Annotated in this window: 14 protein-coding genes; 6 read left to right on the forward strand and 8 right to left on the reverse strand. The window is 58.0% G+C overall.

The window, feature by feature from the left end; genetic code table 11:
* Window positions 1-3,740: 3,740 nt before the first annotated feature.
* Together G8764_RS21210 and G8764_RS21215 are read right to left on the reverse strand one after the other, a co-directional pair.
* On the reverse strand, window positions 3,741-4,163 hold the full coding sequence (locus tag G8764_RS21210; protein ID WP_166168035.1) for a hypothetical protein: 423 nt from the start codon (window positions 4,161-4,163) through the stop codon (window positions 3,741-3,743).
* A 567-nt stretch (window positions 4,164-4,730) separates the two neighbouring features.
* Window positions 4,731-5,039 carry a hypothetical protein gene (locus G8764_RS21215; RefSeq protein WP_166168038.1) on the reverse strand — a complete coding sequence of 103 codons (309 nt, stop codon included), beginning with the start codon at window positions 5,037-5,039 and terminating at the stop codon, window positions 4,731-4,733.
* A 369-nt stretch (window positions 5,040-5,408) separates the two neighbouring features.
* Here G8764_RS21215 and G8764_RS21220 point away from each other — a divergent pair, with 369 nt between their 5' ends.
* Window positions 5,409-6,395, forward strand: a complete 987-nt coding sequence (locus tag G8764_RS21220; protein WP_166168041.1) for an integron integrase — start codon at window positions 5,409-5,411, stop codon at window positions 6,393-6,395.
* Window positions 6,396-6,408: 13 nt separating this feature from the next.
* Here the strand turns inward: G8764_RS21220 and arsJ are convergent, their stop codons facing one another.
* From arsJ to G8764_RS21235, 3 genes are all read right to left on the reverse strand, one after another.
* A complete protein-coding gene (arsJ, locus tag G8764_RS21225; protein ID WP_166168044.1) occupies window positions 6,409-7,638 on the reverse strand; it encodes an organoarsenical effux MFS transporter ArsJ in 1,230 nt (409 codons plus the stop codon).
* A gap of 4 nt (window positions 7,639-7,642) precedes the next feature.
* Window positions 7,643-8,647 (reverse strand): ArsJ-associated glyceraldehyde-3-phosphate dehydrogenase, encoded by a 1,005-nt coding sequence (locus G8764_RS21230; RefSeq protein WP_166168046.1) that lies wholly within the window; start codon window positions 8,645-8,647, stop codon window positions 7,643-7,645.
* Window positions 8,648-8,744: 97 nt separating this feature from the next.
* Window positions 8,745-9,119 carry a thiol-disulfide oxidoreductase DCC family protein gene (locus tag G8764_RS21235; RefSeq protein ID WP_166168049.1) on the reverse strand — a complete coding sequence of 125 codons (375 nt, stop codon included), beginning with the start codon at window positions 9,117-9,119 and terminating at the stop codon, window positions 8,745-8,747.
* A gap of 143 nt (window positions 9,120-9,262) precedes the next feature.
* Here G8764_RS21235 and G8764_RS21240 point away from each other — a divergent pair, with 143 nt between their 5' ends.
* Window positions 9,263-10,075: a hypothetical protein gene (locus tag G8764_RS21240; RefSeq protein ID WP_166168051.1), complete on the forward strand. Its 813-nt coding sequence runs from the start codon at window positions 9,263-9,265 to the stop codon at window positions 10,073-10,075.
* A gap of 283 nt (window positions 10,076-10,358) precedes the next feature.
* On the forward strand, window positions 10,359-11,240 hold the full coding sequence (locus G8764_RS21245; protein ID WP_166168054.1) for a HEAT repeat domain-containing protein: 882 nt from the start codon (window positions 10,359-10,361) through the stop codon (window positions 11,238-11,240).
* A 993-nt stretch (window positions 11,241-12,233) separates the two neighbouring features.
* Here the strand turns inward: G8764_RS21245 and G8764_RS21250 are convergent.
* Both G8764_RS21250 and G8764_RS21255 read right to left on the reverse strand, forming a co-directional pair.
* Window positions 12,234-13,259 carry a M14 family metallopeptidase gene (locus G8764_RS21250; protein ID WP_166168056.1) on the reverse strand — a complete coding sequence of 342 codons (1,026 nt, stop codon included), beginning with the start codon at window positions 13,257-13,259 and terminating at the stop codon, window positions 12,234-12,236.
* Window positions 13,256-14,740 (reverse strand): glutamate-cysteine ligase family protein, encoded by a 1,485-nt coding sequence (locus G8764_RS21255; protein ID WP_166168058.1) that lies wholly within the window; start codon window positions 14,738-14,740, stop codon window positions 13,256-13,258. Before G8764_RS21255 ends, G8764_RS21250 begins: the two co-directional genes overlap by 4 nt.
* 487 nt (window positions 14,741-15,227) lie before the next feature.
* Here G8764_RS21255 and G8764_RS21260 point away from each other — a divergent pair, with 487 nt between their 5' ends.
* The 3 genes from G8764_RS21260 to G8764_RS21270 all read left to right on the forward strand — a co-directional run bounded on the left by G8764_RS21260 (window position 15,228) and on the right by G8764_RS21270 (window position 19,659).
* Window positions 15,228-17,162, forward strand: coding sequence for a DEAD/DEAH box helicase (locus tag G8764_RS21260; protein ID WP_243748944.1), 1,935 nt, complete (start codon window positions 15,228-15,230; stop codon window positions 17,160-17,162).
* Window positions 17,163-17,510: 348 nt separating this feature from the next.
* A complete protein-coding gene (locus G8764_RS21265; RefSeq protein ID WP_166168061.1) occupies window positions 17,511-18,425 on the forward strand; it encodes a dimethylarginine dimethylaminohydrolase family protein in 915 nt (304 codons plus the stop codon).
* A 4-nt stretch (window positions 18,426-18,429) separates the two neighbouring features.
* Window positions 18,430-19,659 carry a Zn-dependent hydrolase gene (locus tag G8764_RS21270; RefSeq protein WP_166168064.1) on the forward strand — a complete coding sequence of 410 codons (1,230 nt, stop codon included), beginning with the start codon at window positions 18,430-18,432 and terminating at the stop codon, window positions 19,657-19,659.
* Window positions 19,660-19,834: 175 nt separating this feature from the next.
* On the opposite strand, the gene G8764_RS21275 is transcribed toward G8764_RS21270, so the two are convergent.
* Window positions 19,835-20,239: a group II truncated hemoglobin gene (locus G8764_RS21275; RefSeq protein WP_166168068.1), complete on the reverse strand. Its 405-nt coding sequence runs from the start codon at window positions 20,237-20,239 to the stop codon at window positions 19,835-19,837.
* Between the last annotated feature and the right edge of the window lie 75 nt (window positions 20,240-20,314).

Raw genomic sequence — 20,314 nt, forward strand, 5'->3', positions numbered from 1 at the left:
CCGGCTAGTCGCTCAATGCCGCGAGACTTGTTCTTTAGCAGTAAGCTAGACCTTAATAAGCTCTTGCTTCGTTTCATAACGCCGCTGTAACTGGCGCGAAATACGGAGCTGTTTTTTGTGCGACAATGAGCGCAGCGAACGCACAAAAAACGGCGTAGTATTTTGCGTCCGGTTCACAGCTTTGTTAGCTGCGCGCCGCCCACAAAGTTGATTTGGCCACGTTTTCAGCATTGTTGATTCACCGCGACGATTTTAAGGCTTAGTGGCAACGTACTGCAAAACCCGGAGTTACCAGGTATGAGCATGTCTCGAAAGTTACGCCGAACTATGCGGGCCACCGGGCCCAGTACAACACTGATTAAGAGCTGTGAACCCAAGGAACGAACGCGTGCTGAGGATTCACCGCTACCTAAGTTCAATGGTGCACGACTCTCTACGTGCACCGAACTTGCCACACCCTCGACACTAAAATGTCTATTCATAATGCCTTCCTTGACGGCCCCTACAACCATGACTGCGCCTGCTAACGCCGCTGTAACTGGCGCGAAATACGGAGCTGTTTTTTGTGCGACAATGAGCGCAGCGAATGCACAAAAAACTGCGTAGTATTTTGCGTCCGGTTCACAGCCTTGTTAGCTGCGCGCCAGCAACAAAATTGATTTGGCCACGTTTTCAGCATGGTTGATTCAACGCGGTGGTTTTAAGGCTTAGTGGCAACGTACTGCAAAACCCGAAGCTGTCAGGTATGAGCATGTCTCGAAAGTTGAGCCGAACTATGCGGGCCACCGCGCCCAGTACAATACTGGTTTAGAGCCGTGAACCCAAGGAACGAACGCGTGCTGTGGGTTCACCGCCACCCAAGCTCAATGGTGCACGATTCTCTACGTGCACCGAACTCGCAGGACCCTCGACACTAAAATGCCTATTCATAATGCCTTCCTTGACGGCCTCAAACAACCATGACTGCGCCTGCTAACGCCGCTGTAACTGGCGGAAAATACGGAGCGGTTTTTTGTGCAACAATGAGCGCAGCGAATGCACAAAAAACTGCGCAGTATTTTGCGTCCGGTTCACAGCTTTGTTAGCTGCGCGCCGGCAACAAAATTGATTAGGCCACGTTTTCAGCACTGTTGATTCACCGCGACGGTTTTAAGGCTTAGTGGCAACGTACTGCAAAACCCGAAGCTGCCAGGTATGAGCATGCCTCGAAAGTTACGCCGAACTATGCGGGCCACCACGCCCAGCATAATACTGGTCAAGAGCCCTGAACCCAAGGAACGAACGCGTGCTGTGGGTTCACCGCCACCCAAGCTCAATAGTGCACGATTCTCTACGTGCACCAAACTTTCCAGGCCCTCGACACTAAAATGCCTCTTCATAAAGCCTTCCTTGACGACCTCCTACAACCATGACTGCGCCTGCTAACGTCGCTGTAACTGGCGCGAAATACGGAGCTGTTTTTTTTGCGACAATGAGCGCAGCGAATGCACAAAAAACTGCGTAGTATTTTGCGTCCGGTTCACAGCTTTGTTAGCTGCGCGCCGGCCACAAAGTTGATTTGGCCACGTTATCAGCATTGTTGATTCACCGCGACGGTTTTGAGGCTTAGTGGCAAAGTACTGCAAAACCTGGAGCCGCCAGGTATGAGCATGTCTCGAAAGTTGCGCCGAACTATGCGGGCCACCGCGCCCAGCATAATACTGGTTAAGAGTCCTGAACCCAAGGAACGAACGCGTGCTGTGGGTTCACCGCCACCCAAGCTCAATGGTGCAGGACTCTCTACGTGCACCAAACTTTCCAGGCCCTCGACACTAAAATGCCTCTTCATAAAGCCTTCCTTGACGACCTCCTACAAACATGACTGCGCCTGCTAACGCCGCTGTAACTGGCGGAAAATACGGAGCAGTTTTTTGTGCAACAATGAGCGCAGCGAATGCACAAAAAACTGCGTAGTATTTTGCGTCCGGTTCACAGCTTTGTTAGCTGCGCGCCGGCGAGAAAATTGATTTGGCCACGTTTTCAGCATTGTTGATTCACCGCGACGGTTTTGAGGCTTAGTGGCAAAGTACTGCAAAACCCAGAGCAACCAGGGATGAGCATGTCTTGAAAGCTGCGCCGAACTATGCGGGCCACCGCGCCCAACACAATACCGATTAAGAACCGCGAACCCAAGGAACGAACGCGTACTGTGGGTTCACCACCGCCCAAGCTCAATGGTGCACGACTCACTACGTGCACCGAACTTTCCCCACCTTCGACACCAAAATGCCTATTCATAATGCCTTCCTTGACGGCCTCCTACAACCATGACTGCGCCTGCTAACGCCGCTGTAACTGGCGCGAAATACGGAGCTGTTTTTTGTGCAACAATGAGCGCAGCGAATGCACAAAAAACGGCGTAGTATTTTGCGTCCGGTTCACAGCTTTGTTAGCTGCGCGCCGGCCACAAAGTTGATTTGGCCACGTTTTCAGCATTGTTGATTCATCGCGACGGTTTTAAGGCTTAGTGGCAACATACTGCAAAACCCGAAACTGCCAGGTATGAGCATGCCTCGCAAGTTGCGCCGAACTGTTCGGGCCACCGCGCCCAGTACGATACTGGTTAAGAGCCGTGAACCCAAGGAACGAACGCGTGCTGTGGGTTCACCGCCATCCAAGTTCAATGGTGTACGATTCTCTACGTGCGCCGAACTTGCCACACACTCTACACTAAAATGCCTATTCATAATGCCTTCCCTGACGGCTCCCTACAACCATGACTGCGCCTGCTAACGCCGCTGTAACTGGCGCGAAATACGGAGCTGTTTTTTGTGCGACAATGAGCGCAGCGAATGCACAAAAAACCGCGTAGTATTTTGCGTCCAGTTGACGGCCTGGTTATGAAATGACTGCACACACTCTCCATGCTCTAAGCTTCGGCGCGAGCACGTAGCTACGTACTTGCGCCGTTTTTCACTGCCGAACTATCCGCTGAGCTAAATTCGCATGTGGCAGCAGGAACAGCGCTACCAAAACCCGAATATTACAACAAGCCTTACCGAAGACACACCCCATAAAAACCGCAATTTCTGACTCCAGCGCCGCTCTTAAACTCTGCCCGAGGAACAGCGCTGCCGAGGCAAGATCCGGCATCTTGCTTAATGCCGAGAGGCTTGTTCTTTAGCAAGACACTCGACTTCAATAGACTCTCGCCTCGTTTCATAACGCCGCTGTAACTGGCGCGAAATACGGAGCTGTTTTTTGTGCAACAATGAGCGCAGCGAATGCACAAAAAACGGCGTAGTATTTTGCGTCCGGTTCACAGCTTTGTTAGCTGCGCGCCGGCCACAAAGTTGATTTGGCCACGTTTTCAGCATTGTTGATTCATCGCGACGGTTTTAAGGCTTAGTGGCAACATACTGCAAAACCCGAAACTGCCAGGTATGAGCATGCCTCGCAAGTTGCGCCGAACTGTGCGGGCCACCGCGCCCAGTACGATACTGGTTAAGAGCCGTGAACCCAAGGAACGAACGCGTGTTGTGGGTTCACCGCCATCCAAGTTCAATGGTGTACGATTCTCTACGTGCGCCGAACTTGCCACACACTTTACACTAAAATGCCTATTCATAACGCCTTCCCTGAGGGCTCCCTACAACCATGACTGCGCCTGCTAACGCCCACATAAACGGCAGCCGAAGCGAAGCGTAGGCTGTCCAGTGGAGGCCGCGTTTTTTGCGGCCGGAACGAGTTTGATGTGCTTGTTAAGGCTTTGTTGGAATAACATAGTATTCGTCGATTAGTATTTGCATAGATTGCTCTTCAGTAAGACTTGAGGAAGAACAAAGAACCACGCCATCTACGACAGGCATTGAATATGAATCTCCGTATGCCAGCGGAATACCGCCTACAAATGATACCCCGACACCGCTAAAGTTTTGATCACTGTCTTGTATTAAAAGCGATTTATAGTCATTGCCTTGGCATACTTCATCAGCTGTTTTTTCCCAGCCTGACTTTGATTTGCCCTCTACTTTCCATATGCCACCACTACTTACCTCGCGAATAAAGTACAAGCCGTCAGAAATTGGCTTTACGAAGTCGATCGGGCGGTCGAACTCACTTACAGGGGTAGTAAGGCAACCGGCCAAGATTAACGGAAATGCAATTAGTAATATTTTCTTCATGGTTAATTTTGATGTTTGGTGTGGGTGAGCCTTAACGCCGCTGTAACTGGCGCAAAATACGGAGCGGTTTTTTGTGCAACAATGAGCGCAGCGAATGCACAAAAAACGGCGTAGTATTTTGCGTCCGGTTCACAGCTTTGTTAGCTGCGCGCCGGCCACAAAGTTGATTTGGCCACGTTTTCAGCATTGTTGATTCACCGCGACGGTTTTAAGGCTTAGTGGCAACGTACTACAAAACCCAAAGCTGCCAGGTATGAGCATGTCTCGAAAGTTGCGCCGAACTGTGCGGGCCACCGCGCCCAGTACAATACTGATTAAGAGCCCTGAACCCAAGGAACGAACGCGTGCTGTGGATTCACCGCTACCTAAGCTCAATGGCGCACAATTCTCTACGTGCACCGAACTTACCACACCCACAACACTAAAATGCCTATTCATAATGCCTTCCTTGACGGCCCCCTATAAGCATGACTGCGCCTGCTAACATTTGTATATCCGTCTTAACGACGGTGTCGTCGCGACGGATATTTGGAAAAAAACATTATTCATAGCGCCGCTCTAACCCGATCAATCATTTTCTTTGGGGTAGTATTCTATTTTCAACGGCCGTATCAAACCATAGAGCATGAGCCCTGAGGACACCAAAGCAGAATTAAACAAACCAAAGAAAATTGCTAAGCTCAAGCCAATAAATGGCCCAGCTAAAATCGCTCTAAACCCGGTCAATGGTTGATCGCCCCATTGGAGACTCACAAGCCCTGCCGATGCCAGAAAGCCGCAAATAGCGAACAAAGGAACCAGAGAGACAATCAGGCCAAGCATGACAATTTTGAATACTGCCTTGGTGCGAAGCCTTTTAACGTCTATATTTTGCAACTTGCTCTCCTTGTCATCACAGCATAGCGCTCGTACCCCTCGGGTACCTCAGCCAGCCAGTCCATTCCTTCCGGGGTAATTGATCGGATTCCTGCCGTTTCGCTCATAAGCTTTTACCCCCCAAAAGCTACCATGACTGCGTGCATTTTGTCATTAGATTATGCCGCCAGCATGTGGCAAATACGTCGGGCCGACGGATATCCCCCATGGACGGCGTGCCTCTCAGCCCCGTCATATCTATAGTTTCATACTTTTTGCTGACACTTTCAAAATAACCGTCCCGAAGGCGCTTTTGCTCGAAATTTGGGCTTTATTTAACCACTAAAATTCGGGAGCATTAGGCCCAATGCGAAACAAGGAACACATGTCATGGACGACATCCCCGGGCCACTACCACTTCAACCTGTAAAATTTATGGACAAGTTCAGGGCGTTTATACGTTCCCGCCAATTGGCCTATCGCACTGAAAAAACCTATTGCAACTGGGTCAAGGATTTCATTCGCTTTCATAAGATGGCCCGCCCGGAATCTATGGGGGCAGCGGAAGTGGATCAATACCTGAGTTATTTGGCCCTGCAGCGCAGCGCATCCATCAACACTCAGAAAACGGCGTTAAATGCGCTGGCGTTTCTGTACAGACAGTATTTATCGAGGGATCTCGGCGAGCTCAATTATTCACCCAGCTCTCGCCCTCGCACACTGCCCGTGGTCTTCAGCCACACGGAGGCGATGACGATTATTGAGAAGCTCAGTGGTGTTCACAAGCTCTGTGTGTCACTGATGTACGGCTCTGGCCTGCGAGTGATGGAAGCCGTCAGGCTGCGGATCCAGGATATTGACCTGGCCAACGACTGTATTATCGCAAGGGAAACCAAGGGCAGAAAGTGGCGCCGGACGCTGTTGCCCAGTAGCTTGATTGATGCTTTAAAGTTGCAGATCGAATATGCCCTGCTGTTACACAAGCGGGATCTCGCCGACGGCTTTGGCGCGGTCTATCTGCCCGATGCGTTGGCGCGTAAATACCCCAGTGCCCCAACCGAGCCGGGCTGGCAGTACCTGTTTCCCGCAGCACACCTGGCCATGGATCCGCGCGCTAACATCAAGCGCCGCCATCATATCGGCGAGCAGCAAGTGCAGCGGGCCGTGAAAATGGCGCTGCGCAGCTCCGGTATTTTCAAAAAAGCCGGCTGCCATACCTTTCGCCACAGTTTTGCCACCAATTTGCTGCGAGCGGGGGCCGACATTCGCAACATTCAGGAGATGATGGGTCATAACGATTTAACCACCACCCAAATCTATACCCACGTGGTGGGCATTCAGGAGCGAGGCTTAACCAGCCCGCTGGATGCAACGTAATAAAGAGGGCAGCTCAGCCCCTCACCACTCCACCTTCGGCTACCGCCGGCAACCCCCGCGCGCACCAACCCGCCAACAACACCATCGACGACGACACCAGCAAACAGGCCTCAAGGCCGTACCACTGGTACACCCCGCCCGACAGCACCGTGCCCGCCAAGCGGCCCGCTGCGTTAGCCATATAATAGAAGCCCACATCCAGTGATACCCCTTCTTCCCGGGCGTAGGCAACGATCAGGTAAGAGTGCAGGGCCGAGTTGATGGCGAACACCGCGCCGAACAGCAAGAGTCCGCCCACCACCACCCACTGCGGCGGCCAGGCCAACCAGCAACCCACGGCGATCAGCAGCGGGATGCCCGCCAGTACCAGTGCCCAACTGACCAGTGCAGCGCCCGTAGCAGGTGCATCACCGCGACCGCGGCTGGTGAGGCGCGGCGCTTGCGCCTGGATAATGCCGTAGCCGATAACCCACACCGCCAACAGCGCGCCGACCGCGGTGTGGGACCAGCCCAACTGGCTTTGCAGGAACACCGGCAGAGCCACCACGAACCACACATCGCGGGAGCCAAACAGAAAAAAGCGAGCGGCGGAGAGCCGGTTGACCGCCGGGCATGTTGAAAACACGTCAGTGAATTTGGGTTTAAAGCGGGTCTTGCCCAACTGCCGGTCCAGCAACAGCAAACTGCCCAGCAATACCAGCACCAGTGCGGCGGCCATTACCCCCAGTGCCGCGCGAAATCCCAACTGCGCCAATAGCAGCGCGCCGAGAAAGAAGCCCACACCTTTAAGGGTATTCTTGGAGCCGGTCAACAGCGCCACCCAGCGGTAGAGCTTGCCCTGCTCGGTGCCGGACACCAGCGTCTTGATGCTGCCCTTGGCGCTCATTTTATTGAGGTCCTTGGCAATGCCCGACAGAGCCTGGGCCAGCATTACATAGGCCACGGTCAATAGCGCAGGGTCCACCATCAGCATGGCCAGCGCCACCACCTGCAGCGCCAGGCCGATGTGCAGGGTCGCGTTGAGGCCCAGCCGCGCCGCCAGCCAGCCGCCCACCAGGTTGGTGACCACGCCGAAAAATTCATACAGCAAAAACAGCATGGCCACTGCCAGCGGGCTGTATCCGAGCTGGTGAAAATACAGCACCACCAGCATGCGCAGGGCGCCATCGGTAAGGGTGAAAGCCCAGTAGCTGACCGTGACAATCAGGTACTGGGCGACGGCGCGGGGCAAGGAGCTGAACATTAACTTACAGCGAGCGCGCGACCAGCCGCGCCACCTCCATCATCCGGTTGACGTAGCCAATCTCATTGTCGTACCAGGCCAGCACTTTCACCTGGGTATCGTTGATAACCATGGTAGAGAGCGCATCGACAATGCCGGAACGGGTGTCGTTGGTGTAATCCACCGACACCAGCGGCCGGGTTTCGTAGCCCAGCACGCCGCGCAAGTAACCGTCCGCCGCCTCCTGCAAGGCGCCGTTGACCTGCTCCGCTGTCACCGCCTGCTGCACTTCAAACACACAGTCGGTGAGGGAGGCATTGGCCAGCGGCACCCGCACCGCGATGCCGTTCAGGCGGCCCTTCAGTTCCGGGAAGATCTCCGTAATAGCCGTGGCCGAGCCGGTGGAGGTGGGGATCAGCGACATGCTGCTCGCCCGGGCGCGGCGCAGGTCCTTGTGGTATTCGTCGAGGATGCTCTGGGTGTTGGTGATGTCATGGATGGTGGTAATGGCGCCGTGGCGGATGCCGAAACGCTTGTGGATTACATCCACCACCGGTGCCAGGCAGTTAGTGGTGCAAGAGGCGGCGGTGACGATCTGCTGGGAGCCGTCGTAGCGCTGGTGATTCACCCCCATGACGATATTGAGGGTGCCGTCCTTCACCGGCGCCGACACCACCACCTTCTTTACCCCGGCGCTAAAGTAGGGTGCCAAAGCTTGCTGTGACTTGAATTTACCGGTGCACTCCACCACCAGGTCAACTCCCAGCTCGCCCCAGGGGGTGGCCTCGATGGCGGCATTGCTGGAGTAGCCGAGTCGCTGGCCGTCGATCAACAGGTTGTCGCCGTCGCTGCTGACCTGCCGCTGCCACTGGCCGTGCACCGAATCGAACTGCAACAGGTGAGCCGCTGCCTCGGCGTCGCCGCCCAACTCATTGACATGCACAATCTCGATGCCGTCCCAGCCCCAGGCGGCGCGCAACGCCAGCCGCCCCATGCGTCCAAAACCGTTGATGCCTATCCGCACTGCCATTGGCTGCTCCTTGCTATTCGCTCTATACATTTAACCGGGAAAATTGCATGCACAATAAATCCGCAAGATGACAGTTATATGACAATCAATTCCAGCCCTACAAGCGACCGGTCGCACACAACCGCCGCCGCACCCAGCGCCGATACCAGGCCCCCAGCAGGGGCTTGATCAGCGGCAAGCCGATCAACCACGCTACCGGGGATAACCAGCGCGTGCGCCGCAGCAAGACAATATAGGCATCCAGCTCCCGGTAGATCCGCCCAGACTCGCTGCGCACGTGCAATTCCAGCATGGCCGCCAGCGGATCAATGCCCAGCGCCTTCAACTCCTCGTCGCGGCCGGTGATATCGACCCAGTGAATCCGTCCCCCGCGCTCCCCGGCCAGCCGCTCGAAACGGCGCCGGTCGCGCACGCAACCGGGGCAAGCGGCATCGTAATACACCCACAAAGGTTCTTCCGCTGCTTCTGCCATACCCGCCCCCTGCACTACTGGCCCCGGGCCCAAAAAATAATCTGCGCCGCAGCGACAGATTTTTATCCCGCCCCGGCTCTATAAGTGTACCCCCCCAACGAGCTCCCGGTACACCGAGCTCTTCATACCGCAAGGAGTCAGTCATGACCTTCAAGCACCTGCCATTCAAACCTCTCGCCCTCGCCATTGCCGTAGCCCTGGCAGCCCCGCTGGGCTGGGCCGACGACCACGACGAAGACGACGACGAAATCCCCTTTGATGTCGCCGAGATCTTTTTTGAGTTGAACGATACCGACGGCGATTTAGGCATTCACGCCCTGATCGATGGCGAGCCCTGGAAGCGCCTGGTCATCGAAGACTCCCGCGGCCGCAAGCTGCTCAATGTGCGCGTGCAGCGCACCCTGCGCCGCCAGGGCCTGACCGAGTTTTTCTTTGAGAGCGCCGAGCCCACCTTTGATGAACTGGACCCGCTGGATTTCTTCCGCCGCTTCCCCAAAGGTGAATACGAAGTGGAGGGCGTTACCCTCGACGGCCAGGAGATGGAAAGCGAAACCTGGGTCAGCCATCTCATGCCGGAGCCGCCGCAACCCACCGTCAACGGAGTGCCCTTCGCAACCGAGTGCGATGACGAAGAGCCGGACGAATACAACCCAACTATCGTCGACAGCCTGCCAATCACCATCGCCTGGCCCGACGTCACCATGTCGCACCCGGACGCTGACGGGGCCGGGGCCGGCGTGCAACCGCCAGAGCCGGTAACCATCGTCAATTACCAACTGGTGGTCGAAGTGGAAGACGCTGTCTTCAGCCTCATCCTGCCGCCCGGCGAGACCTCCGTCACCCTGCCCGACAGCCTGCTGGGAATTGGTGATGAGTTCAAATACGAAGTGCTGGCCCGGGAGGAAAGCTACAACCAGACCGCAACCGAAAGCTGCTTTGTACTGGAGCTGGACTAACCCTTCCCAGGCACCGGCTTCGCCGCACGGTGCACACAACCGTGCGGCGACTTATTCGCTTACAACAGCCCTACAAGGAACACAAATGCTCCACGCATAAGTCCACGTCAGTTAGTGCTCACTACGGCCGCTGAACACTGAACACTGAACACTGAACACTGAACACTGAACACTGAACACTGAACACTGAACACTGAACACTGAATACAGAGCACTGAAGACAGAGCACTGAGCACTGAGCACAAAGCACACACTACATTAAGCAAGATAAAAGGAGCGCCAAATGCAGCCCCTGCAGCTTCCAAACCTGACCATTGCCGCAGCAATCAGCGCCGGCGCCCTGCTACTTGCAGCCGTATTAATCGTCACCGACGACTCGCGGCCGGCAACGCCCCCCAACCAACTCGAATCTCTCCCGGCCGCAACCACCCGTCCCGCGCCAACCCAAACCCTGACAAGCTGGCCGAGCACCGACAATCGCACCACTGCAATAACGACCGGCACACAACCGGCAACCTCCCAACCCCAGCGCGCCCTCACAACCATCCACCAGCCAGCGACCAAACTCCACTCCGGGTCGAACCTCACCGGCACTGACCCTGGCCACGATAACTCACTAGACGCCAACCCACTCGACTCGGCTACGCTCGACTCTGCTCTTCTCGACTCTGACACTCTCGACTCTAACACTCTCGACTCTGGCACCCTCGACTCTACTACTCTCGAATCAAGCACCCTCGGCCCGGGTTTTGGCCACGATGACAACAACAGCTACGACTTCCACTCCCTCACCGACACCATTTACGACCCGCAACAACCGCCCAACCAGCGCGAATACGCCATCGAATCACTCACCGACCTCGACCTGCCCCTGTACGACCAAAACCTCGCCCTGCTGGCCCTGTCCCACGCCCTGCAAGACCCCAACCCACTGCTGCGCTCCGCCGCCATCGACAGCCTCGGCCTGATCCAACACCCCCAAGCCACCCAACTGCTGCTGCAAGCACTGGAAGACCCGGCCCCACAACTGCGCGAAGACGCCCTCTACGCCCTGCTAGACCAGATCGAATCCGACCAAATCAACACCCTGGTCAATGCCCTCGGCAACAGCCAGGTCTCCATCCGCCAACTCGCCGCCGAAGCCATCAGCCAGGCAGAGCAGTAAAACTGCACTCCACTATTACATATCGCACGATGCCTACCTCTCCCAAAACCTTCCCTGATTTCCACCAAAACCAACCGCCATCCAGCTAACGTGCAAACATCATCCAGCTGGCGCGAAAGCAGGTCTGGCTTCGGGTGCTTGCTTTCAAGACCCTCGACAGCATGGATGCTGTCGTGGAGCCCCCAGGGATGGGTGCACGGCGAGTCTTGAAAGCAAGCACCCGGAGACAGGCCGGGAGAAGAACTAACACCCAACACCCAAGCACTAAGCTACCGGCTCCCCCTCATCCAGCTAGCGTACAAACATCATCCAGCTGGCGCGACAACAGGTCTGGCTTCAGAGACTTCCTTTCAAGACCCTCAACAACAACCAGCCCCCCATCCGCCAACTAGCCGCCAAAACCAACCGTCATCCAGCTAACCGCAAATATCGTCCAGCTAGCGCAATAGTAGGTCTGGCTTCGGGGGATTGCTTTCAAGACCCTCGACAGCATGGATGCTGTCGTGGAGCTCCCATGGATGGGTGCACGGCGAGTCTTGAAAGCAAGCCCCCGGAGCCAGGCCGGGAGAAGAACTAACACCCAACACCCAAGCACTAAGCTACCGGCTCCCCCTCATCCAGCTAGCGTACAAACATCATCCAGCTGGCGCGACAACAGGTCTGGCTTCAGAGACTTCCTTTCAAGACCCTCAACAACAACCAGCCCCCCATCCGCCAACTAGCCGCCAAAACCAACCGCCATCCAGCTAACGGCAATTATCGTCCAGCTAGCGCAATAGTAGGTCTGGCTTCGGGGGCTTGCTTTCAAGACCCTCGACAGCATGGATGCTGTCGTGGAGCCCCCATGGATGGGTCAACGGCGAGTCTTGAAAGCAAGCCCCCGGAGCCAGGCCGGGAAAAGAACTAACACCCCAACGACTACAAGGCATACGCCAACTATCACCGATAGCGAACTTATTCAGCGCAGCAATTAGTAAAACTCATGCCCAAGTACTAAGCAATCGGCTCACCCCTGGGCGATACCGCATAAAACAGGCAATCGCTCTTGGCGATGGTAGGATTGGTAGTAATCATAAAGGCCTTAAACGGCTGCGCCGGATACAACTTGCCGGCCTCCACTCGCAACAACTTGTGACGAATATCCCGACGCCGGCCATCCACGGCAACAAAACAATCCAGCCCCTGCGGCCCCACCCAACCCAACTGCGTCTCCGGACTCACCACACCAAAATTAAGATGCTCAATATCGGGGAACAACGTGATATCCGCATTCACCGCCGGCTGCAACTCATAGGCCAGACTCGCCTCCGCCTCAATCTCAATGCGCACCGGATTGGTCAACACCTCCAGCCCCCAATCCGCCTTCTCCGGCTGCAAAATCCGCTCGCCATTTACAAAGCGCAACAACCCTTCGTAGGCAGTTTGGTGCGCGTGCTCATCCTGGGCACCGCCACACTCGATGGTCACCGTGGGTACATCCCGCTCTGAATACTCCATCAGCGCCCCCAGCTTCAGATCGGTAATAATCAGGCGCTCGGTAAACAGAGTGGCCAGCGCCTGGTGAGCGCCGTCGTTGCGCACACTGATGGCGAAAGACGGCCCAGTGCCGGAAGTGTTATGGATATCCACCAGCGCCTCCGGCTGGGCCTCGTGCAGGATATCCAGCAATGCGGCGGCGGTCTGGCCCTCGATGCCGTCAAAGGGCTGCTTGAAGCAGCGGTTAAAGTCCCGCCCGCCGGGTAACTGTCGATAACTAAAGCCCGGCGCCAGCTTGGCCGCCAGCACACTGCCGATAAAACACACCAGGTTCACCGCCGGTGTCTGCTGTTGCAGCAACCACTTGTGCAACGCCAGAAAGCCGGACGGCTCATTGCCGTGCAGCAGGGTCGCCAATGCCCGGGTGCGGCTGCGATCGCGACCATCGACCCGAATCAGGGTAGAGTTTTCCAGCTTCTGCAAAAATTCATCGGGGCTGCGCCCCAACTGCGCCGGAGTCGGGTTGTCGAGCAGGTCGATCATATCTTCATACTCCACTCGTGCAGGGGCCGGCGGCTGTCGGAGTTGGCCATATACTGCTCCAGCATCAATTTATAGGCCTCGCGCTTGCCGTGCCGCCGGCGGTATTTTGCGGTCACCGCCCGCTGCCAGCGCGAGCCGCTGATTCCCGCCTCCAGCCGAGCGCCTATCACGCTCAGCAGGCGCCGGATTTCAATGCTGTCCAGCTCCGTTGTCGCCAGCGCCTCCTGTGCCCGGGGCAGCAAGCTGGCGGCGATCTCCGCCAGTGGCTGCTCGCGCAATTCAAACTGATTCTGGCCGGGCCAAATCAGGGTCGCATCGAGACCGTATTTGGCCGCCCGGTAGAAGTTGTGCTCGGCGTAGTGAAACGGCATCACCGAGGCCAGCTGCGGCATTTCATCCACCAGCGCCAGCGCCGCGCCGATCATAAACAGGCCGTTGGCGCTCATATCGATGGCCGTCGGCCCCGCCGGCAGGGCCCGCATCTCAATGCGCAAATGGCCGCCCTCGTTATGGTCGTACACCGCCCGGTTCCAGGGCCAGGTGGTGCCGTGGTGCAGCCGCAACTGCTCCAGCGCCGGGGTGCCACCGGCGGCCAGCACCTGGCGCGGATCCTCCTCGCCGACGATCGGGATAATCGGTTTATAGAGCGCCACCGCGGCGGCAAAGGTCTCCCAGGCACTGCGCACCCAGCCGTTGCCAAAATACACCCGCGGCGGCTGGGACAGATCCCGCTCGTGCTCGGTGCGGCTGTCGATGGACTGTTTAAACAGGGCGATGCGGGTTTCATCCCACAGGTTTTTCTGGAACAGGCTCGGCGAGTTGGCCGCCAGCCCCAGCACCACCGGGGTTACCAGCTGCACCGCGTTGTAGTAGTCCGCAAAGCGACTGGCCGGCACCCGCCAGTGCAACTGGTAGGAAGTATTGGCGCCTTCGAGGGTGACATCATCGGCCTCGAAATTAAGCTCGTCGCGGCCGCCAATATGGATCTGGAAAGGCCCGCCGCGCATCTCGCACAGGGCTTTTGACAACACGTGGTAGCGCGGCACATCGGTCATCATACTGGCGTTGATGTTCTTCTTGCGCAGGGTCGGCAGGATGCCAATCGACACCAACTTGCCCCCCAGTGGCGCAGCCACCTCGTTGATCCGCTCCACCGCCCGGTTCAGTTCATTTTCGCTGCGCAGGAAGGGGGAGCCGCTAAACGGCTGTGGCGACAGGTTGTACTCCAGGTTGAAGCGGTTCAGCTCCATGGTCAGCAGCGGGTCTTCCAGCCGCACCTCGATGCGGCTGTTGATCGGCTTTACCCGACAATCGGCATCGACAATATAGAATTCCACCTCGGCGCCGATCGACCCGGGCCCTTCACCAAAGCCCTGCCGCTGCAGCAGCTGTTGCAATACGCTCAAATCCAGGCGCACCCGGTCACTGAAGTTCTTATAATCGAGCGGTTCAAACTGCTCTTGCGCTATAGATAACCCCATAAAAAGTCACTGTGTCGGCGAATTACCGAAAGCATAAACGCCCCGCCGGACAGAAACAACGTGACCCGGGTTATCCACTTGCCGGGCTCGGGTAAAACCGCGCCCCGCGGCAAAAATTACGCCAATTCAAAAATAGCGCTGCCATTTGCCGGCTAATATGTGTACAATCCGCTCCCTTTTGTGATTTGGGATCACTGGCTAACACGCCTTTCTCTGGGCCGATCGTGACATCCTCGGCGGATGGACGCGATCAATAATGAACGCCCACGACTATGGAATGAGGGGAGTAACGCTCCCGGAACCGTCAACAACCCTGCGGGGTTTTCACAGTTCAACTCACAGCGGTTTTATAGAGGCTTACAGTCACTGCCCCCTCCACCCAATTGAAACTATTGGGTACGACAACTCGTGCATGAGTAAAATCGACGCCTCCGCTGCGCCGTGTCTTGCTATTGCCCGTGAAAAGTGCCCCCCAACAGGTGACTTAATGACCAGTGACTCTATGACCGACACGTCCATAACCGAACAATTTATTGCCAGCGCCACCAAGGCCAGCGAAAGCTCCAGGACCGACGCTAGCAGCAACGACGCCAAGCCCAGCGACAACAACAAGGAAGCCGCCCCCGGTGTGCGCTTTGCCGACCTCGGCCTGGCCGACGCAGTCCTGCAAGCCGTGCACGCGGTAGGCTACGAAACCCCCTCCCCCATCCAGGCGCAGAGTATTCCGCACCTGCTGGCGGGCAAGGACATTCTCGGCATGGCCCAGACCGGTACCGGTAAAACCGCGGCCTTCGCCCTGCCCCTGCTGACCAACATCGACCCGCGCCTGAACAAGACCCAGGTGCTGGTGCTGGCGCCGACCCGCGAGCTGGCCATCCAGGTGGCCGAGGCCTTTCAATCCTACGCCTCGAAGATTCCCGGCTTTCACGTCCTGCCCATCTACGGCGGCTCCGACTACCGCGGCCAGATCCGCGGCCTGCAGCGCGGCGCCCAGGTGGTGGTCGGCACCCCCGGCCGGGTTATGGATCACCTGCGCCGCGGCACCCTCAAGCTCGACCACCTGCAGAGTGTAGTGCTGGACGAAGCCGACGAAATGCTGCGCATGGGCTTTATCGACGACGTCACCTGGATTCTCGACCAGACCCCGAGCGAGCGCCAGGTGGCCCTGTTCTCCGCCACCATGCCGCGCGAGATTCGCAAGATTGCCGACACCTACCTCAGCAACCCGGAAATCATCAAAATCGAGTCGCAGACCAAAACTGTTGAGAAGATCGAACAGTTCTACTGGCTGGTGCGCGGCGTCAACAAACTGGACGCCCTGACCCGCATCCTCGAAGTGGAAGACTTCGACGCGATCATCATGTTTGTGCGCACCAAGAATGCCACCGCCGAACTGGCGGAAAAACTGGAAGCCCGCGGCTACTCCGCGGCGGCCCTGAACGGCGACATGAGCCAGCAACTGCGCGAGCGCGCCATCGAGCGCCTGAAGAGCGGCGCCCTCGATATCATTATCGCCACCGACGTCGCCGCCCGCGGCATCGACGTATCCCGGGTCAGCCACGTCATCAACTACGACATTCCCTACGACAGCGAAGCCTACATTCACCGCATCGGTCGCACCGCCCGCGCCGGTCGCAGCGGCAAGGCCATCCTGTTCGTCGCACCCCGCGAGCGCAACATGCTGCGCACCATCGAGCGCACCACCCAGTCACCGATCACCGAGCTGGCACTGCCCACCAAGGCCCAGGTGGCGGACAAGCGCATCAATGAATTCAAGCAGCAGATCAACGCCGCCCTCGAAGAACAGGACCTGGGCTTCTTCCGCGACGTACTGCTCAGCTACAGTGAAGAGAGCCAGGCCGAGCCGCTGGACATCGCCGCCGCCCTGGCCTACCTGGCCCAGCTGGACAAACCACTGCTGCAACCGAAAGACATCGTCGAAGACAAGCCGGTACGCAAGGAGCGCGACTTTGACCGCGATCGCGGCGAGCGCAACAGTCGCCGCGGCGAACGCGGCGAGAGAAGCGAACGCAAACCCCGCGAGCGCGCCAGCGATGCCGAACTGGAAACCTTCCGCCTGGAAGTGGGCCACGAGCACCAGGTGCGCCCCGGTGACATCGTCGGTGCCATCGCCAACGAGGCGGACATTGCCAGCTCCCACATCGGCCACATTCGCATTCACGACAACTTCACCACCGTCGACCTGCCCAAGGGCATGCCCAACGACCTGATGCAGCACCTGAAAAAAGTGCGCATCCGCGGCCAGCAGATCAACCTGTCCCGCTTTACCGGCAGCGTCCCGGCGGATGATTACAAGAGTGAGAAGAAGCGCAGCTTTAAAAGCCCGCGCTCACACGACCCACGCCACCCGGCCGAAGCCCGCAAAACACGGGTGAAGAAGCCACATCGCGGCCAGGGCTAACAGGCCCGCCGCACCTCGGTTAAAAACACGGTCAGCAGCCCTCCCCAGCGGCGGCTGACCGCTGTTCCTGTTTCTCCCCAGGAACCTGCTCCCCATTTTTATACTCGTGCACAACCCGGATAAATCCGCGCTAAACGCGCAGCAGCCATAATTTATCCAATCCCCAAAGCCCACCGGCACCTGGCCCTGCGCCCCCGCGCGTGTTTTTCTGTTGCCCCCCAATCGACGGTGGTTCACGCGGCGCCAAATCCGTGTAAAACTGCAATCGTTGCCTGGAGAATCACACCGTGAAGCGGATTACAGCGGCGTGCACCAGGCGTGCTGCAGCAGACTCTGGAGTGTTAGCCAATGACTGAATTCACCTTCCAGAACCGCCAGCGGGGCGGCGGCACCACACCATTGCAGGACTGGGGTATCGACTCCGAAACCGGCGTCCTGCGCGACGTCCTACTGGGCCCGCCGGACAACTTCCAGTGGCTGGCCAGCAACGCCACCTCCCGCCGCTCACTGCGCAAAGGCTTTAAATTTGACCAGCAGGCGGTATACCGGCAACACGCCGCAATGCGCGCCTGCTACGAAGCCGCCGGCGTCAAGGTGCACATGCTCGAGCCCGACCCGGCTCTGCCCTACCAGATTTTTACCCGCGACTCCTCGGTCATGACCCCCTGGGGTGCCATCGTCAGCCAGATGTCCAACCACTGGCGCCGCGGCGAATACGCGGAGATCGTGCGCTTCTACCAGCGCCAGCAGATTCCGGTCTACGACATGATCACCAGCGGCACCTTCGAGGGTGGCGACTTCCAGGTGATCAAGCCCGGCGTGGTGTTGTGCGGCTATTCCGGCGACCGCACCTCAAAGGCCGCCATCGACCAGGTATCCGCCTGGTTCGAAGCCGAGGGCTGGGAGTTCTTCAGCTACGAATTCGATCCCTTCTACCTGCATATCGACGTCGTCTGCTCCATGCTGACCGACGGCCTGGCCGCGGTATGTGTGGATGCGGTCGAACCGGAGCTGATCCAGTGGCTGTCCGGCCACGGCATCGAAGTGGTGGATATTTCTTTCCGCGATGCCATCCGGCACATGGGCTGCAATGTGGTGTCACTGGGGGGCGACCGGGTGTTGCTGCCCGAGGAGGCCACCCGCTTGCAAGAGATTTGTCGCGCCCACGGGCTCGAGGTATTTTCGGTGGACGTTTCTATGATTTCAGCCGGTGGCGGCAGCCTGCACTGCATGTGCCAGCCACTGCGCAGAGACAGGGTATAAGGCGATGTCGCCCCGGATAAACGGCGAGCGCCTCTGGCAGACGCTGATGACCATGGCCGAGATCGGTGCCACCCCCAAGGGTGGTTGCAACCGCCAGGCCCTCACCGACCTCGACCAACAGGGCCGCGACCTGTTTGTGAGCTGGGCCAAAGCCGCCGGCTGCAGCATCCGCATCGACAAGATGGGCAATATTTTCGCCCGCCGGGCCGGCCGCGACAACAACCTGCCGGCGGTGGTAACCGGCTCACACCTCGACACCCAGCCCACCGGCGGCAAGTTCGACGGCGTCTACGGGGTACTGGCCGGGCTCGAGGTGATCCGCAGCCTGAATGATCACCAGATCGAAACCGATGCCCCGCTCGAGGTCAGTGTCTGGACCAACGAGGAAGGGGCGCGCTTCTCCCCGGCCATGGTCGGCTCCGGGGTCTGGTGCGGTGAGTTCAGCCTCGACTACGGCCACAGCCGCAGCGACAAGGAGGGCTGCCGCCTCGGTGACGAACTGCAGCGCATCGGCTATCTGGGCCCGGCCGACTGCGCCCCCTTTCCGATTAAAGGCTTTATCGAGTTGCACATCGAGCAGGGTCCGATCCTGGAGCAGGAGGAGTTAACTATCGGGGTGGTACAGGGCGTGCAGGGCATGAACTGGTTTGACCTCACCCTGCACGGCTCACCGGTTCACGCCGGGCCGACGCCAATGGAGCAGCGCCGCGACCCCTTTATGGCACTGCACCCTATCCTCAGGGATCTCTACGTCCTGGCGGAGGAGTTCAAGCCCTGGTCCCGGGTCACCTTCGGCGACCTGCAGGTCGCTCCCGGCTCACGCAATACCGTGCCGCAAACCCTGACCCTGGCGGTGGACTTGCGCCACCCTGAACAGGTGACTCTGGATACCATGGAGGCTCGCTTGCGCCAATTGGTGGAACGGCATTGCCAGTCCCTCCAGTTAGCGTTCGACATCCGCGAGGAGTGGCGCTCCCCGGCGGTATCCTTCAACCAGGACTGTATTGATGCGATTGAAACCGCGACGACTGCGCTGGGCTACAAACACAAGGCGATGTTCTCCGGCGCCGGCCACGATTCGGTCTACGTCTCGCGTGTCGTGCCGACGGCAATGATATTTATTCCCTGCAAGGACGGCATCTCCCACAACGAAGCCGAATACGCATCGCCCCAAGATATCAGCGCCGGTGCCAATGTGCTGCTGCACGCCCTGCTGCAGTTGAGCAAGGCCTGAGCTCGCCGCGCCACAAGGACTGATAGTCGTTCTTTCGTAGCCGCTACCTGAACCTGGTAGGGGCCACCCCTGCGGGGCGCACCATCATGGCGGCATTTTTCATTCGAGACTGTGGCAGGGCCAGACATGATTGCAATAAGAGGTCAATGTCCCGGGCGATTATGCTGCCGGACAGTCAATCCCGGTTGCGACAGAACTCCGCCGGCACCTCCAACTGCTTGAGCAAGTAATCCTTTAAATCCTGCGGGTAGTCCTGGTCCTGCAGCGCTCTCTCCATGCACAACAGCCAGGCATCGCGCTCCACAGTACCGATTGGCAGATGTTTATGCGCCGCGGGAATTCGAATCGGGCCGTACTTCTCCCGGTACAGGGTCGGGCCGCCGGTCCAGCCACAAAGAAAGCGCGCCAGCTTGTCCTCGGAGACGCTCAGGTCAGGCGCGTGCAGGGCACGAATACCTGCCGCCTCCGGCAAGCTGTCCATATAATAGTAGAAGCGCTGCACCAGCTTGAGAATACCCGGGTACTCGCCCGCGGCTTTGTAGGTGGCGTCGCCCTTGCCGTAACGCGGCTGTTCACTCATCTAACACCTGCACCAAATCTTGCCCTGACGGCACCTGAAACCAAAACCCATGAGCCCACAAGCTCAACCAGCTCT

This window comes from Pseudomaricurvus alcaniphilus, from assembly GCF_011440395.1.
GTDB lineage: Bacteria > Pseudomonadota > Gammaproteobacteria > Pseudomonadales > Cellvibrionaceae > Pseudomaricurvus > Pseudomaricurvus alcaniphilus.

Excerpts from the sequence above, each read along its gene's own strand:
- G8764_RS21265 (WP_166168061.1), top strand. The coding sequence starts at position 17,511 with ATGACTGAATTCACCTTCCAGAACCGCCAGCGGGGCGGCGGCACCACA.
- G8764_RS21255 (WP_166168058.1), bottom strand. The coding sequence starts at position 14,740 with ATGGGGTTATCTATAGCGCAAGAGCAGTTTGAACCGCTCGATTATAAG.
- arsJ (WP_166168044.1), bottom strand. The coding sequence starts at position 7,638 with ATGTTCAGCTCCTTGCCCCGCGCCGTCGCCCAGTACCTGATTGTCACG.
- G8764_RS21260 (WP_243748944.1), top strand. The coding sequence starts at position 15,228 with ATGACCAGTGACTCTATGACCGACACGTCCATAACCGAACAATTTATT.
- G8764_RS21230 (WP_166168046.1), bottom strand. The coding sequence starts at position 8,647 with ATGGCAGTGCGGATAGGCATCAACGGTTTTGGACGCATGGGGCGGCTG.
- G8764_RS21210 (WP_166168035.1), bottom strand. The coding sequence starts at position 4,163 with ATGAAGAAAATATTACTAATTGCATTTCCGTTAATCTTGGCCGGTTGC.
- G8764_RS21270 (WP_166168064.1), top strand. The coding sequence starts at position 18,430 with ATGTCGCCCCGGATAAACGGCGAGCGCCTCTGGCAGACGCTGATGACC.
- G8764_RS21240 (WP_166168051.1), top strand. The coding sequence starts at position 9,263 with ATGACCTTCAAGCACCTGCCATTCAAACCTCTCGCCCTCGCCATTGCC.
- G8764_RS21275 (WP_166168068.1), bottom strand. The coding sequence starts at position 20,239 with ATGAGTGAACAGCCGCGTTACGGCAAGGGCGACGCCACCTACAAAGCC.
- G8764_RS21220 (WP_166168041.1), top strand. The coding sequence starts at position 5,409 with ATGGACGACATCCCCGGGCCACTACCACTTCAACCTGTAAAATTTATG.
- G8764_RS21250 (WP_166168056.1), bottom strand. The coding sequence starts at position 13,259 with ATGATCGACCTGCTCGACAACCCGACTCCGGCGCAGTTGGGGCGCAGC.
- G8764_RS21235 (WP_166168049.1), bottom strand. The coding sequence starts at position 9,119 with ATGGCAGAAGCAGCGGAAGAACCTTTGTGGGTGTATTACGATGCCGCT.
- G8764_RS21245 (WP_166168054.1), top strand. The coding sequence starts at position 10,359 with ATGCAGCCCCTGCAGCTTCCAAACCTGACCATTGCCGCAGCAATCAGC.